We start from the raw sequence: 16832 nt of genomic DNA on the forward strand, positions 1-16832 counted from the left end.
ACGCTTTGTTGTACAACACATTGATACGTCAATTTTTCAATACAATATTGTGCATCTGCCCATAGGATTCACTGCAACTCATCTTTACAATAAATGATCAAATGACGGTTGGAGGAAAATTTATGGCAGATATTACATTACCTAGCGGTAACACCATACCTAACCTGGGTTTGGGTACTTGGTATATGGGAGAAGGACGTTCTGGCAGACAACAAGAAGTCGATGCACTGCGATTTGGTATCGAGTACGGCGCACGCTTAATTGATACCGCAGAAATGTATGGCGAAGGTGAAGCCGAACGAATTACCGGTGATGCCATGCAGGGGCTGCGCGATCATGTTTACCTAGTCAGTAAATTTTACCCACATAACGCAGGCTACAGACAGGTCATTCAAGCCTGTGAACGTAGCTTACAACGCCTACAAACGGATCATATTGATCTCTATCTTTTACATTGGCGAGGATCGGTTCCCTTCAATGAAACACTCGAAGCGCTCTATCAGTTACAAAAAGATGGCAAAATACTCGAGTACGGCGTGAGTAATCTTGATGTCGATGATATGGAAGAATTTGACCAATACGATATCAAAGGATTGTGCGCAACTGACCAAGTGCTTTATAATCTAGCTCGTCGCGAAGCCGATTTCGCACTCAAGCCGTTTCTTGATCAACGCAACATCTCCATGATGGCCTATTGTCCATTAGACCAAGGCGGGCTGCTGAAAGATCGCTTGCTCAATCAGATCGCACAAGCACATCAAGCAACGCCAGCGCAGATCGCTCTTGCATGGTTACTGCAACGTCCTGGTGTCATCGCCATTCCAAAGTCGAGCCACCAAGATCGAGTTAAAGAAAACCTTGATGCGGCCAACATCCAACTCTCAGCTTCTGAGATCACTCTGTTAGATGAAGCCTATCCAGTGCCGCAATCTGCTCGTCAGGCTAGAATTCACGTTCGGTAGCGACGCACTGAAATAGAAGTGACTTTTGATTCACGACTGGCGACGCGATTGCGTCCCAGTTTTTTCGCCTCATAGAGATACTTATCAGCTTCATCGATCGTTTGCTCTAGGGTTTTATCAACATCATAAAGCGCGATCCCCAAGCTCACTGTAATATACCCTACTTCAGGAAATACATAACGCTCAACAGCAATCCGCACTTTTTCTGCCACCGACACCGCTTCATCTAAACTCGTTTCAGGGCAAACAATCATAAATTCTTCCCCACCCCAGCGGCCAACTTCATCAATCACTCGCGTATTCTTATTCAGCATAATCGCTAATTGGTGCAAAACCTTATCGCCCGTTAAGTGCCCATAGGTATCATTGACTCGTTTAAAGAAATCCACATCCAATAAAATAACGGAGAAATATGTTCCGTAGCGCTTAGCACGTTCTTGCTCTTGTATCAGACATTTGTCGAGTTTAGCGCGATTATACAACTCAGTTAACGAATCCATTTCTGCCAAAAGTTCGAGTTTTTTCTTTTCGGTTTTATCAGTAGACACACAAATATAGTGATCTATTTTACCGCGCTTATGAATTGGAATAACGGTACTAAAAAGCCAAAACTCTCGTCCGGTTTTACTGACATTGTGAAACTCGCCCTGCCATGGTAAATGCCGCCGAAGTGCATCCCACATATCCTTAGATTGACCATCGCCTCGATTAAAGCTCAATATCGAAGCAGGTTGACCTCTTAATTCCTCTTCCGAATAACCACTTAAAATACTAAATGCGCTATTACAATGGGTAACATGACCATAGGGATCGGTCTGCAATACCGGTACATATTTGTCCATTATTTTCATATATTGGTTGCGCTGCTTAGAGACTCTTTTCAAGCGAGATACGGTACGAGAAGGGCCTATAGCCACCAAAAAACCAAAAATGATCGAAAAACCAAGCACGACAAGTACGATATTAAACAGATAATGATGCAACTCTTTCGTACGCGTCGTTATATAGCTGTCTGCAGCACGACTATAGACAGCAATCCCTTGATGGTTATTAAAGTAATTCACTTGATAACGAGTGAGTTCATGAGTACTTAACTGATCGGGGGAATGAATGTCCGTTAGATCAAATCGTTGCTGCAGCGTTGGTATGCCATGTTTTGTTTGCTCTGATGTCGCGATAATCATGCCATCTTTATCAACCACATACAGATCGAGATTATTATTAGAAGTCATCACATTGAGTATCGGCGTCATATTTATAAACATACCGACATAACCGATTATTTTTCCATGACCATTTTTATAAACAGGCGTAATCATCTCCATGACTTGAATCTTGGGACCATCAGGAAAGAGATAATTTTGCGCGCCTATAATCTGAGTAAAATAGACCGGATGAGAAGGGGTGAATGTCAGCTCACTGGGAACAAAACGCTGTATACCATGTGAAGACTTATCTTGTCTAATGTGTTGATATGAATTGGTAAAGTAAGAGATGCGAACCGCACCACTTTCATCATATAGCTCGATACGATAGTGACTCACAGAAGCAGCAAGAATACTTTGCATCCAACGATTTAACGTTGCATGGTCTTCTTCATCATAAGCTTGTAAATAACGATTCATCTCCATACTGTCCGCGATTCCAACAACAGGTTGTACCGCCGCTTCCACCATATAATTTAAAGCACTATCAATACGTCGGTGCTGGAACTGGGTACTCTCTTCGACAGAATGGCGAATATAGGATTGCGCATGCTGATTAAGAAGGAACAAAGCAATGGAAAGTACGCATGTTCCAAACAGCAAAAAATAAGCGCTAAATTTCCAATAGATACGTTCTTTAAACACACTCTCCCCTTGAAATCCTTTCGCAGTGGGCTCGGTGTTATTGCTTGCTAGTGACAATTAAGCGGGGAATAAATCGCATCCTGCGTATATTCGAAATCATACCGAGCGGTAACCTGTCTAAAAGTGAACTAACCGAAATGCGCTGTCGACCCTACTAACGTTACATGATGAGATAACCGCCATTGTAACCATGCTCAGTGGCAAGGGCTAATAGCAAATCGTCATATCATCTCTTGGTTTTTATTAAGAATTAGTAAAACACAATATTTAACAATTAGTAAGCGTTAATCTAGCAACGACTAAAATATCATATTGTGTGATGAATACTTACTGATAAAAAATAGTCCAACATCTCTTAATTATCCTATTTTTTAATCAGTTAGTGACACTTATGTCGTTCAACTCACACTAGGTATCACAATTATTAACAATCTAGATAACAGCATGTTTTTCACCTCTAATACCATTTCGTTATATACCTAAGTCACCCGAAGATGATGCCTCGGCGAGAATCCATAACCTCTACAGCAAGTTACTGATCTGGAATATGAATATGGAGTCATTTTACGGAGAAAATCCGTTGCGCAGCATGGAAGAGTAAAATAGCGCAGAGTGCCACTTTCCATCACACGACATTCTTGCTAACGTGACACAAATTATTTACTCAGCGTGATTCAGGATGAAAATATTCAGCAATTTTGAAAGTGGTAATATCCATGTGATACAAGCCACGAACCCAATGGACATTCAACTTAGTATCCCTAAAGACAACCAATCGGAATTTGCTCAATGGTTCCATTTCAGACTAGAGACCGAGGCGCAAACACAACATCAGATTAAGCTTTGTGATCTCGCTAATTCAGCTTATCCAGAAGGCTGGGCTAGTTATGATGTGGTGGCATCTTACGACCGCGAAGAGTGGTTTCGTATTCCTGCTGAATTTGATGGTGATACACTCACATTCAACTTCATTCCTGAGTTTGGCTCTATTTATTTTTCCTACTTTGCGCCTTACAGCTACTCACGCCATTTAGACTTACTGCATCGAGCCCAAACTAGCCACCTTTGCCAATTAGAAACGTTAGGCCAAACCATTGATGGTAATGACATTTCACTTTTGACAGTCGGTACCCACGAAGAAGGCAAAAAGCGTATTTGGATTACAGCACGTCAGCACCCTGGCGAAACCATGGCTGAATGGTTTATGGAAGGGTTAATAGAGCGTCTACTGGATGAATCCGATACCGTCGCCCGCTCACTGCTTGATAAAGCAGTGCTGTATTTAGTACCTAACATAAACCCTGACGGCAGTATTCGTGGTCACCTACGCTGTAACGCTATTGGTGTGAACCTTAATCGAGAATGGCAAACGCCTTCTGTTGAGCGCAGTCCCGAAGTCTTTTACGTTCGCGAACGTATGCTAGCAACTGGGCTTGATATGTTTTTGGATATTCATGGCGATGAAGCGCTACCTTATAACTTCGTCGCGGGTAGCGAAGGAGTGCCGAGTTACAATGAGCATATTGCCGAACTTGAAGCGCTGTTTAAACAAGCATTATTAACCATTACCCCTGAGTTCCAAGACGAACATGGTTATGAAAAAAATGCACCAGGTACGGCTAACTTACTGATTGGTTCTAAGTGGGTAGCAGAACAATTCAAAGTGCTATCCTACACCATCGAAATGCCATTCAAAGATAATAACAACGCCCCTGATGAGTTGTATGGCTGGTCTCCAGAACGCAGTTTCAGCTTTGGTGAAGACACGCTTGCCGCTGTGCTCAATGTCGTCGATAAGCTGTAACGATCTCACCGACTTTTATAGATAAAACAGCCGCGATTTTTCGCGGCTGTTTTATCTACTCATATTGAAAAGGAATGTTCATTCTTGTCATTAAAGAGCTGACCTATTCTTACTAATGACGCTATTGAGTCTGCATCCATGAGTCTATTTGGGTATGTCCACCATGCCACAGGAACTAACCACGCTAATTTTCTACCTAGTAATCACATCAGACATAAATATTGATGTGGATTATAGGAAATGAAGGTTCTCTTCTTTCCTTTTATTATCGTTAGGAAAGGAACATTCCCATGCTGGTAGCCAATTTACAAATTAATACCTCATCAGATTCCCTTGGTCTCGGTTCGTCCAACCAAAACCAATCATCCCTTGGAACAGAAAGTAATAACTCCGGTTTAAAAGATGTTGCAGCCATGTTTGTTGGCTTACTCATGGCAGCAGCCCAGCTTCAAGGTGGACAAAGTAACCAGACAGGAAATTCGGCTCAATCAGGATCGTCACAAGATCAATTAACCCAAATGATGACTGAGCTGTTGCACGCGCTAACGGGTAATGGCAATACGCAAAATGGTAGTCAGTCAGGAATATCCTCACTCAATGATTCGGGAGGTAACACCGGAACTGGCTCACTCGGTGGTCAGAGTGATGCCTTATTGCAAGATGTGGGTAGTAGTGCAATGCAAAGCTCGTTGAATCCGACATCAGATGGTGGCGCTCATATCAACTCAGAGCAATCTCCACTACTGAGCAGCGTCTCAAATGTGATGGATCAAAATCCAGACACCTTTGGCACACCTTCATCCCCCGCAGGCACACAGACACCATCCACTACTCAGACATCATCATCTCCCCAAACATCCCTTGAGACGACAGACACCCAACCAGCACAATCTAACAATGCGTCGGCAAATCAAGCGATGACCAGTGTCCCTAGCGATACAAGTAAACCTATTATCGATGCCGAATCCGGCGCTCGCGTGCGAGAAGCGACCACCAGCCAAACGACAGGATCGAGTGTCGTGCCGCCTAAAGCCTCGTCTAACCCGAATGTGGTTAACGATACGATTGTGGTAAAAGCTGGCGAGACCTTCGATGGCAAAGGACAAACATTTACCGCCGGTTCAGCATTAGGTGACGGCGGCCAATCAGAAAGTCAAAAACCTATCTTCCAGCTAGAAGATGGTGCCAGTTTAAAAAATGTGGTCATTGGCGATAATGGCGCAGATGGCGTACACGTGTATGGCGATGCCAAAATTGATAATGTTCACTGGACCAATGTCGGTGAAGATGCATTAACGATTAAGCCAAGTGAAAATGGTAAGACGCATAACGTGGAAATCACCAACAGTAGTGCCCAACATGCGCACGATAAAATCTTCCAAATGAACGATAACGCTAATATCAAAATCGATAACTTTACTGCTGATGATTTTGGTAACTTTTTGATCAGTAACAACCACCAACAAGGCAAATGGAATATCGATCTTAGCAATATGTCACTGAAAAATGGTAACTACTCCGTAGTGAACAGTTTCAACAAAGAAGGCACCACAGTTAACCTAGATAATATTTCTATGGACAATGTTAAACGCACTTACGTTCTCACCGATGGTGCGAAAATGAATGTGAAGTAAACCGTTAGTATCATCAGGCAGCGATTAATGTTGCCTGATTTTTTCATCAACATCCCCCACTTCGCAGCACTTCTCTTCAAAAACCACCTTGCGTCAAGCTACATCCTCGTAACACTCATGGTCGATTTAACCGCAAAAAATGAGCCAATTAATAATATTAAATTTTATAAAAACCACGTAAGTCATTGATAAAAAACAATCCAAAAGTATTTATATTCGTATTAGTCTTATAACTATGAATATTTTTCATGTTGCGTATTACGTAAAAACATTGTTATTCAGACTTTGAAATGGTTATAAAAATACTCAGAACATAACCATCAGCAATATAAACGTTCACTCTCAGTTCGGTCATGTCATTAAGACTGAGATGAAATAGCTCGGATTAACTCAGGTTTTATCTCAGAATAATTGGATACCAAATCACTATGAATAACGATTTTACATTTACTATCAAAAGCACTCGTCTTGATGAAAACTATCATCCAGCGGATAACACTCGTATCACAACAAACTTTGCTAACTTAGCTCGCGGCGAATACCGTCGTCAGAACCTACGTAATGCACTGGACATGATCAACGAGCGTTTTAATGACTTGGCAACTTGGGATAATACTGCTGGCGATCGTTACTCTGTTGAACTTGAAATTATTTCTGCGGAAATTCATGTTGATGACTCAAACGAGCCTATCCCATCCATTGAAGTATTAAAAACCTATATCGTTGATCACAAAACGAATCAACGCATTGAAGGTATCGTAGGCAACAACTTCTCATCGTACGTACGTGACTACGATTTCAGCGTTCGCTTACTGGATCACAACAAAGACAAACCGTCTTTCTCTGTTCCTGACGATTTTGGCATTCTGCATGGTAACATCTTTAAGTCTTTCGTTAATTCAGATGCTTATAAGAATAACTTTACTAAAGCTCCTGTTATTTGCCTCAGCGTATCAGACAGCAAAGTGTATCACCGCACTGAAAACGAGCACCCTATTCTTGGTTTTGAATACGAGCCAAACGAGTCTTCGTTAACCGAACAATATTTCCAAAAAATGGGCTTACAAGTTCGTTACTTTATGCCGAAAAACAGCGTCGCGCCATTTGCGTTCTTTTTCTTCGGCGACCTACTGAACGATTACACCAATTTGGAATTGATCAGTACCATCAGCACGATGGAAACGTTCCAAAAAATCTACCGTCCAGAAATCTACTTCGCAAATGAAACTGCTGGCGAACGTTACCAGCCTAATTTGAAAAACGGCGAACACAGCGTCACCAACATCATTTACGACCGTGAGGAGCGTACTCAATTAGCGATCAAACAAGGCAAATTTGCAGAAGAAATCTTCATTAAGCCTTATCAATCCGTTCTTGAGCAATGGTCTGCTCAATACGCTTAAATCCTTAACGAGACAATTTAACGGAAACTATCATGACAAAATTATTCCCAACTTCGACAGCAGGCAGCTTGCCAAAACCAACTTGGCTTGCTCAACCAGAAGTGCTTTGGTCTCCATGGAAATTGGAAGGACAAGAACTGATTGATGGTAAACACGATGCACTGCGTGTAGCTTTACAAGAACAATTGGTTGCAGGTACAGACATTGTGAGCGACGGTGAGCAAACTCGTCAGCACTTTGTTACCACCTTTATTGAACACTTAAATGGTGTCGATTTTGAAAATCGTCAAACGGTTAAAATTCGTGACCGTTATGATGCGAGCGTACCAAGCGTAGTTGGTCCTGTTTCTCGTCAAAAACCGGTGTTCGTCGATGATGCGAAATTCTTGCGCTCGCAAACAGACAAACCGATTAAATGGGCATTACCAGGGCCAATGACCATGGTTGATACCCTTTATGATGGCCATTACAACAGCCGTAAAGATCTTGCGCTAGAGTTTGCCAAGATTCTGAATCAAGAAGCAAAAGAGCTTGAAGCTGCCGGCGTCGATATCATTCAATTTGATGAACCCGCTTTCAATGTATTCTTTGATGAAGTGAACGAATGGGGTATTGCCGCACTAGAAACCGCTATTGAAGGTTTGAAGTGTGAAACAGCGATTCACATCTGTTACGGTTACGGCATTAAAGCCAACACTGACTGGAAGAAAACATTAGGTGGTGAATGGCGTCAATACGAAGAAGCGTTTCCGAAACTACGCGAATCAAACATCGATATCATCTCACTAGAGTGTCACAACTCTAAAGTACCGATGGAACTACTTGAATTGGTTCGTGGTAAGAAAGTGATGGTGGGTGCTATCGACGTAGCAACCAATGACATTGAAACACCAGAAGAAGTAGCAGCGACCCTGCGTGAAGCATTGAAATATGTTGATGCAGATAAGCTTTACCCTTGCACTAACTGCGGTATGGCGCCACTATCACGTGACGTTGCTCGAGCTAAACTAGCAGCCTTAAGCGCTGGTGCTGAGATTTTGCGTGCTGAATATTCTGCATAATCAGCCATAATAAAAAGGGGCGACCGATATNATATCGGTCGCCCCTTGTTATTTCATTGAGATAACCTGAGCCCGCGAGCTTATACTAAATGCTGCGTCCAAACATACCGAACCAACATTGCGATACTCATGATCACCACAAGATACCTGAGGTAGTTTGGATTAATCTTAAATAAGGTTCGAGCGCCGATCCACGCCCCAATGAGTTGGCCCAAAAACATCACAATCGCGGCTGGCCAAAGAATGTGTCCTGCAAACAAAAAAACAACCAGTGAAGCGACATTGGAAGAGCAGTTAAATACTTTCGCAACGGCGGTGGCATCAACCATAGATAAACCACGTAAAGAAACACCTGAAAGGGCAAAAAACGACCCCGTACCAGGACCAAAAAAGCCGTCATACCAGCCAATAACAGGAACGATACAGCGTTGATAAATTTTCTTTGAACAGCGCGACTCAGCAGTCTGAACCGGTGGTTTTGAAAATAAAAAGAACAAGGCAATAAAAACCAATACTGCAGGCACAATCCAGCTCAACCAAACCGTGTGAATATGTTGGACCAAAAATGTGCCAACAGCGGCGCCGATTAACGATCCAAGAATGCCACCACGCACATCTTTCCAAAGCACCCGTCTAGAGCGAAACATCATTAATGATGCCATTGCCGTACCAAAACTGCCCTGAAACTTATTCGTTCCCAACGCCATCAGTGGCGGTACACCACTTGCCATTAAGGCAGGAATACTTAATAGCCCCCCGCCACCCGCTAATGTATCAATCGTCCCGGCAACAATCGCTACCATTAATAAAAAGGCTAATAATTCGCCAGACAATCCACTAGCGAAATAACTCCATAACTCAGCCATAAAGATATCCAATCAAAAGTTTTGGTATTTTTACCGTAAAAAATGGCTCTAAACAATTGTAAGTTGAGAATAAATCAGATGTTGGAGCGATTATGCCAAATAACCTCAAGCTACTGTTTCAGCGAGATAGGCAAGACGCTAATTTGAAGAGAGAGCTATTCTACGTTGAAAATAAGGACACACTCTCAATTTTAAATCAAGTGTGTCCATGTTAAAGCCCTTACCCAATCAACGATATCGCCAGCAACACCGCGCTTTCTGGATCCATCAATGGCATAGCGATACCCACTTGCGCTAGCCACTCGCCAGTGACTTCTACTGGTTGATACATCCACTCTGGTTGGCAATTCACGATGTCATCTAATAAGGCAGGTTTATCCAATACGTCAATACGATACAGTTTCTCCTCATTGAGTCCCGGAATACGCAATACCCCAGAAAGGGAATAGGTCGACATGGCCAGTTGAGTAATCGAAACCAAGGCGTTAGATTGATCAGGCGCCACCACGGCGACACCTTGTTGAGCACATTCATCATCTAGGGTTAGGCGATATGTTCTTCCTGTGTGCAACAACGGACGCCACTGTTTATGAAGCGAGACATAATGCCGGTAAGCACGCTTGTCTTCATCACTGGTTTTCACAGGATCAAGTTCTAACCCCATATGGCCAAATAACGCCGTAATCCCCCGCAGCGATAAGGTGTGCGTTCTTCGCGTAGTATGGCTATGCTCCGCACCAATATGAGCGCCCATCACCTCGGGTGGGAAGAAATAGCTCATCCCTTTTTGAATCTGTTGTCGCTCTAATGCATCGTTATTGTCAGATGCCCAGAAACGGTGGGTTCTTTTTAGCACTTCATAATCGATGCGCCCACCACCAGCAGCACAAGATTCAATATCAACATCGGGATGTTTTTCTACCAGTTTATCAACCAACTCGTAATAGGCATGTACCTGACCATCCCCCGCAGCCATATCATTATGGCCGGGCTGAACGATTTCTCTATTCATATCCCACTTAACGTAATCAATATCATACTGACTCAAAAAGTGGTCTAGACGCTCAAACAGATACGCCGACACTTTAGGGTTTTGTAAATCTAATGCGTATTGATGACGTCCGGTCGGCTGATCATAATCTGCCACGGCCAATAGCCAATCGAGATGCTGGCTATACAAATCAGAATGTTTATTGATCATTTCAGGTTCAAACCACAAACCAAATTCCATACCGAGTTGATGGACATGATCGATTAATCCAGCAATGCCATTTGGGTATTTGTCTGCATCAATAAACCAATCTCCCAATGAAGAGGTATCGTCGTTGCGGCCTTTAAACCAGCCATCATCAACAATAAATCGTTCCACACCTATAGCAGCGGCTTCAGTTGCCATCTGCATGATGTAATCAGGGTCATGCTGAAAATAGATCCCTTCCCAAGTATTAAGATGAACTGGACGCGGTTTTGCAACACGATTTCCTAGAATTTCATGGCGTACATGTTGATGAAAATGATCGCTCATACCATTTAAACCCGTATTGCTGTAACTCATATACAGAGTTGGCGTCGTGATGGATTGTTGTGGCTGTAAGTAAATCTCTCCCGGTAAATACAAGGCTTCCGCTTGCAGTAACCGGCGTCCATCGGCTTTCACATCGACACGCATCCGATGATTACCGCTCCAAGCCAAATGTGCGCCCCACACTTCCCCTTCTTGCTCCGAAAATCCTTGTTTGCCAAGCATCAACGCTGGGTAATGTTCGTGAGAGGTACGCCCGCGACGATTTTCTTGAATAAAACCAGCGGCGCTAATTACAGTGCGGGTCTGTTGAAACTCTTTTACCCAACGACCAAAATACGATAGCACTTCATTGGCGCGCTCAGGCAGAGGAACCGTATTGGCAAAACGAGTAACACTGTAACCTTTGTCACCATAGTTATTCAGCGTTTGGCTTACCTGTAAAACATCATATTGATCCAGCTTAAGTGTAATGGTGAGCTTTAGTTTGGCTCGCTCATCACAGCTCTCCACGACTATCTGATGATCCTTTTGCTCCACACATACGATCTTAAATTCGGGTGACCAATTAAGGCCATTACAGTGGCCTTCTAATCCTGGTGAGCCAAAACTGCCACGTGCGAGTTGTGGATTAAGCGATACCGGCACATCCACATCTAAACGCCCATAAGGAATGGCTCGGCGCAATGCCGAGCTCGCATTATGGCTGCTAAAACCATGGTGCAGTTTTTTCCCGTAATAGAGAATTTCTGCCACCTCGCCGACCGATAAAATCAATTGCGATTGCTCGCCCGACAGTGTGTATATTTCATTACTCATGGTTCATTCCTATTGTTGTACCGTCTCTTGCACCGCTTTCGTATCACACACAAACGTCACTTGATAATGATACTGTTTTTCTTGCAGCAGATATTCTGGATGGACGCTTGGCGTCCAAGAATCATCACCACCAATTCCCATATGGAAACCGTCGATATTGAGATACAACAAAGGATCCGCTCTTAGTTCATTGGTATGTTTAGCTTGCTCCAAATTCTCGGTACTGTAACGCCCAACAGAGAAGTGGAATTGTCCTTTCACAATCAGTGCACCAATGGATAGCTCTTGGGTATTGCAGCGTAACCCATTGGCACTCGGGAAAATATACGGTGTATGCATCTCATCGATGGTGCGTTGGTAACGTCCCATGCGCGCCGCTAATTGGCGATCTGGATAGTTCTCATGTGGCCCCAAGCCAAACCAATTCACGTGATGATTCAGTGGAATGGCACCACACATGCCGATTCTAGCCAATGAAGGTAATGGAGCACGTTTTTGCACCTGTACATCAATGGTCATGACCCCTTGGGCATCAATACGATATTGCCATTGCGAAACCAACACGGTGTTACCTAGCGCATTATGAGCAAATTCAACTTTGATCAGCACTTGATGTGCCATCGATTCTATATTGAAGCCTGTACAATGAGATTCGAGGCGATCTAATCCTGCGGCTTTCCAACGCGCCATCCAACTATTTGGATCGGGGCGATCCACTTCACTGGTACCAATATCGTTATCCAGCGGCGCACGATAAAAATGATCTTTTAACGGCTCAATAAGTTGTGGCACACCATTAACCAGCCAATCGTCCAGATAACCACTTTGGCGATCAAATTGCCAGCTATTGTGCGCGGCACGAATCATCACGAGGTGTTCGTTTTCTTCAATCTCTAGCTCACCATCAATACAAGGAAGCGCTGGGGTTAGATACGCTTCTTTAAGCGCAAATTGAGCCTGAGCGACCGAGTGCCCTACTGGCGCCCATGGTGTTGATTGAGCCAACATCACATCGACATTTAAATCATAACGATGAATGTCATTCCATGTGTTCTGATCTAACGTGAGGTGAATTTGATGAGTCGAATTCGGAGCGATACTCAACGCAACTTCACCTTGTTCAATCTCAACCCCATCTTCTAGCACAGACCAGCGGCACAACAGCGACTCTTCACTAAACAGATGCTCACTGGCGATAGTGATCTGATTGTTGTCCGCAGCTATACGATAAAACTGCTGAGCATATTTTGCTTCAAGTAAGGTAGGATGTGGGGTCCTATCTGGCCAAATCAAACCATTGATGCAGAACTGACGATCGTTAATGTCATCTCCGAAATCACCGCCATACGCCCAGTAATTCACACCGTTGTCATCGGTTTTGGTTAATCCCTGATCAACCCAATCCCAGATAAAGCCACCTTGTAAACGGGGATATTCGCGAAAAGCTTGCCAATAGTCATTGAAGCTACCCAAACTATTCCCCATCGCATGGGCGTACTCACACAAAATCAGCGGTCGATGTTCACCGGGATGACAGATCCAATCTTTGATCGCAAATTTCGGATTTGCGCCACCTTGATATTGGTCGACACGCGCGTACATCGGGCAAATAATATCTGTCGCGGCAGTGTTAGCACCGCCACCCTCGTACTGAATTGGCCTTGAAGGATCACGCTGCTTAGTCCACTGATACATGGCGTGATGGTTAAAACCAATGCCTGACTCATTACCCAATGACCAAATAATGATGGATGGATGGTTTTTATCGCGCTCAACCATGCCTTGCATACGCTGCATATAGGCGTTGGTCCACTGAGTATCTTCCGATAGACGGCACATAGGAAATTGGCCATGGGTTTCAATATTGGCCTCATCGACCACATACAAGCCATATTCATCACACAGTTCATACCAACGTGGATGATTCGGATAATGCGCAGTGCGCACCGCATTAAAGTTGTGCTGTTTCATCAGCACAATATCTTGAATCATGGTCTCTTCATCCACCGCGTGCCCAGTGGTTGGATGATGCTCATGACGGTTTACCCCGCGAATAAGCAGTGGCTGGCCATTCACTTTGAGTAACCCATCATCAATTTCGATATGGCGGAAACCGATTTGGTAAGCTTCGCATTCCACCACTTTGCCCTGAGCATCGAGTAAGGTAATCACGCAGCGATACAAGTTGGGCGTTTCCGCTGTCCAGTGATAAGGACAAACAACTTTTAACTCATGTTCGGTTCTGTCGCTCCAGCCACCTTTTTCATCCACCTCGAAGGTATTGGTATGCAGACACGTCTCACCTTGCACCGGCACAGGTTGCCCTTGTTGATCATATAAGGCGACAAACACTTGATGATCAGAACTCGCTTGGGTCAACTTAGTGGTGACCGATAAAGAACCATGTAAATAGCAGGCATCTAGCTCAGGACGAATAAATACATCCGCAATACCAACCACAGGTTTACGATAGATAAATACATCGCGGAAAATGCCGCTTAGCCACCACATATCTTGGTCTTCAAGGTATGAACCATCTGACCAACGCAACACCATTACGGTGAGTCGGTTTGTGCCCGCAACTGCATGTGGCGAAATGTCAAACTCGGCAGGTAACCGGCTGTCTTGTGAATACCCGACCCAGTGACCGTTACACCACAGATGAAACGCCGAGTTCACGCCTTCGAACACCAAACGTAGCGAATCTTGCTGCCAGTCATCTAACGTAAAATCAGTGACATAAACCCCGGTTGGGTTCTCGCCTGGAACGTAAGGTGCATTATCTGGAAACGGATATTTTACGTTGGTATAAATCGGCTTATCAAAGCCTTGTAATTGCCAGTTACCTGGAACAGCAATTTTATCCCAATGGCTAATATCTGTTTGAGGTGCAACCACTTCAGCCTGAACCAATTCAGGTTTAGAAAATAAATGAAATGCCCATTGACCATTCAAATATTGGCGCGAGCTTTGGCCCGAAATAGCGGCATCTTGACTTGAATAATGATGCAAGGGCGAATGAGGAGGCAAAGTTCCCAACTTAACAATGGCTGAGTTCTGCCAATCTTGGCTCGCAATAATATCGTGAAACGTGCGCATAATAACCTCGTAGCAATAAAACAAGGGAGCACCACGCGCTCCCCCAAATACATTAAGCGGTTTTCTCAGCGGTCGGCTGTAATTCAGCAGCATTTGGCAAATCTGAACTGTCCGGCGCAACAAAGCCTTCGTGAAGATGATAAAAACGTTTATAGATAATGGCGCTGAACAACATCAAAATGGTTGGCAAACCAATCATCATGAAGTTCAAACCTAAAATAGTGCCGTCACTTTGAGTGACGTTAGGGACATAACCAATCGCAGAAAGGCCGACACCGACAATGAATGCACCCGCTGCGCCCGCAAATTTCACCAACATAGTTTGTACTGAAAAAATAACGCTCTCAGTACGGCGGCCAATTTTGTATTCGCCGTAGTCAACCACATCAGCCAACATCACCGTTTGCAACGCATTAGCAATACCCACACCAAACTTGATCGCCGCACCCGACAAACCAATTAAAACCACGTTACCCGGTGCAATCATGCTCATCGCCAACAGCAATAAACAAGACACGATGGGTAAGCCACACGCCACCACCCACAGATTCTTACGCGGTAAAAGGTTAGCCAACTTAGGAAATAAGAACACACCAGCTACTTCGGCCCCACCCGCAATCATCATATAAGCAGGGAACAAACTTTTATCGCCCATGGCATAGGTAAAGTAATAAATCGCAAAACCACCGACGAGCAAATTGGCAATTTGGAAACACAATACAGTCGCAATAAGCGCTTTTAGCTGATCGTTACCGCCAATGATATGCAGGGTATCTTTTAGGCTAAATTTATCATTATTGGCAACGTGGACTCGGACTTTTTCTTTTACATTACGGAAGGTAATTAACGCGCTCAAAAGAAACAATACCGCGATAATACATGCGCTATATAAGAAACCTTTCCCTTGGTCGTCGGAGCCTAAATCCGTGACAATCGCCAAACCGTAACTGCCGACAATAAACCACGCGACACTGGCAAATAGACGTGGCCACACCACCAATTTTTCTCGTTCTGGACGCGAATCAGAGATCGCCGGAATCATCGACCAGAAAGGGATATCCATGATGGTATAGGTAACGCCCCAAAGAATATAAATAGCCGCCGCATACACATACGCTGCTGTGCCTGAAAAAAGGTGAGTACTAAAAAGGGCAATTAAGACAAACATATTGACGAACGTACCGATCAATATCCATGGCCTAAATTTACCAAAACGAGAACGGGTGTTATCCACCACAATTCCCATCATGGGATCAGTCACCGCATCGACGATTCGAGCTGCAAGGAATACCGCGCCGACATAAGCAGCCGAAAGGCCGACCACATCGGTAAAATAGAACATCAAAAAGATGTAGATGGGCGCACAAGCAAGGTCTTTGCCGAGAGCCCCTAAGCCGTATGAAAGCTTAGTTTTGTAGGTCACATGAGTTGGATTCATAGGGTCACGCCTTTCTTTTATATTTTTATATATGGTTCATCCGCTCGTTAAATCAGCGAAAGAAAGGTCATTATGTGTACCCCATTTGTTAAATACTGTGATCGAAATAGCAGCTGATGGAAACGTTTCCACTAAATGTTTTGTAACACGTAGCTCATCACAGTTTTTCAAAAAATCACCTAATATACATCTACTTAAAATTCATCATGCGAAAGCTCATTGTTTAGCTATTCCCATTAGCATGCTAATTTAAATCCTAATCTTTGAGTTGATTTTCTAATTATAAAAAACACATCACTTTCATATTTAAAAGATACTTAAAATGATAATAAATGAAAAATAATGGTAGATATTCCTATTACAAGGTGTATAGT

General features: G+C 43.7%; 10 protein-coding genes. 5 read left to right on the forward strand and 5 right to left on the reverse strand.

Annotated features, from left to right (window positions below):
- Positions 1-122: 122 nt before the first annotated feature.
- Complete coding sequence (locus F9817_RS17030) at positions 123-962, forward strand: aldo/keto reductase (RefSeq protein WP_161157360.1); 840 nt, start codon at positions 123-125, stop codon at positions 960-962.
- Here F9817_RS17030 and F9817_RS24435 read toward each other — a convergent pair.
- Positions 950-2812, reverse strand: a complete 1863-nt coding sequence (locus F9817_RS24435) for a diguanylate cyclase (protein ID WP_161157361.1) — start codon at positions 2810-2812, stop codon at positions 950-952. The two genes, F9817_RS17030 and F9817_RS24435, sit on opposite strands and share 13 nt — an antisense overlap.
- Before the next feature lie 679 nt (positions 2813-3491).
- Between F9817_RS24435 and F9817_RS17040 the strand changes: the two genes are divergently transcribed.
- The 4 genes from F9817_RS17040 (at position 3492) to F9817_RS17055 (ending at position 8714) form a co-directional block, all read left to right on the forward strand.
- A complete protein-coding gene (locus tag F9817_RS17040; RefSeq protein ID WP_161157362.1) occupies positions 3492-4616 on the forward strand; it encodes a M14 family metallopeptidase in 1125 nt (374 codons plus the stop codon).
- A gap of 290 nt (positions 4617-4906) precedes the next feature.
- The gene (locus F9817_RS17045; RefSeq protein ID WP_161157363.1) at positions 4907-6250 is read left to right on the forward strand and encodes a pectate lyase; all 1344 of its coding nucleotides are present in this window, start codon (positions 4907-4909) and stop codon (positions 6248-6250) included.
- A gap of 428 nt (positions 6251-6678) precedes the next feature.
- Positions 6679-7653: a DUF1852 domain-containing protein gene (locus tag F9817_RS17050; protein WP_161157364.1), complete on the forward strand. Its 975-nt coding sequence runs from the start codon at positions 6679-6681 to the stop codon at positions 7651-7653.
- Positions 7654-7685: 32 nt separating this feature from the next.
- Positions 7686-8714, forward strand: coding sequence for a methionine synthase (locus F9817_RS17055; RefSeq protein WP_161157365.1), 1029 nt, complete (start codon positions 7686-7688; stop codon positions 8712-8714).
- 80 nt (positions 8715-8794) lie between these two features.
- Here F9817_RS17055 and F9817_RS17060 read toward each other — a convergent pair whose 3' ends face one another.
- From F9817_RS17060 to melB, 4 genes are all read right to left on the reverse strand, one after another.
- Positions 8795-9580 carry a TSUP family transporter gene (locus F9817_RS17060; RefSeq protein WP_161157366.1) on the reverse strand — a complete coding sequence of 262 codons (786 nt, stop codon included), beginning with the start codon at positions 9578-9580 and terminating at the stop codon, positions 8795-8797.
- Positions 9581-9800: 220 nt separating this feature from the next.
- A complete protein-coding gene (locus F9817_RS17065; RefSeq protein WP_161157367.1) occupies positions 9801-11921 on the reverse strand; it encodes an alpha-galactosidase in 2121 nt (706 codons plus the stop codon).
- Between the two features lie 9 nt (positions 11922-11930).
- Complete coding sequence (locus F9817_RS17070; protein WP_161157368.1) at positions 11931-15020, reverse strand: beta-galactosidase; 3090 nt, start codon at positions 15018-15020, stop codon at positions 11931-11933.
- A gap of 52 nt (positions 15021-15072) precedes the next feature.
- Positions 15073-16458 (reverse strand): melibiose:sodium transporter MelB, encoded by a 1386-nt coding sequence (gene melB, locus F9817_RS17075; RefSeq protein ID WP_161157369.1) that lies wholly within the window; start codon positions 16456-16458, stop codon positions 15073-15075.
- Positions 16459-16832: the final 374 nt, after the last annotated feature.

Source organism: Vibrio eleionomae (assembly GCF_009874545.1).
Lineage (GTDB): Bacteria > Pseudomonadota > Gammaproteobacteria > Enterobacterales > Vibrionaceae > Vibrio > Vibrio nitrifigilis.

Coding starts and splice junctions, on each gene's coding strand:
- F9817_RS17030 (WP_161157360.1), top strand. CDS start 123: ATGGCAGATATTACATTACCTAGCGGTAACACCATACCTAACCTGGGT.
- F9817_RS17040 (WP_161157362.1), top strand. CDS start 3,492: ATGAAAATATTCAGCAATTTTGAAAGTGGTAATATCCATGTGATACAA.
- F9817_RS17045 (WP_161157363.1), top strand. CDS start 4,907: ATGCTGGTAGCCAATTTACAAATTAATACCTCATCAGATTCCCTTGGT.
- F9817_RS17050 (WP_161157364.1), top strand. CDS start 6,679: ATGAATAACGATTTTACATTTACTATCAAAAGCACTCGTCTTGATGAA.
- F9817_RS17055 (WP_161157365.1), top strand. CDS start 7,686: ATGACAAAATTATTCCCAACTTCGACAGCAGGCAGCTTGCCAAAACCA.
- F9817_RS17060 (WP_161157366.1), bottom strand. CDS start 9,580: ATGGCTGAGTTATGGAGTTATTTCGCTAGTGGATTGTCTGGCGAATTA.
- F9817_RS17065 (WP_161157367.1), bottom strand. CDS start 11,921: ATGAGTAATGAAATATACACACTGTCGGGCGAGCAATCGCAATTGATT.
- F9817_RS17070 (WP_161157368.1), bottom strand. CDS start 15,020: ATGCGCACGTTTCACGATATTATTGCGAGCCAAGATTGGCAGAACTCA.
- melB (WP_161157369.1), bottom strand. CDS start 16,458: ATGAATCCAACTCATGTGACCTACAAAACTAAGCTTTCATACGGCTTA.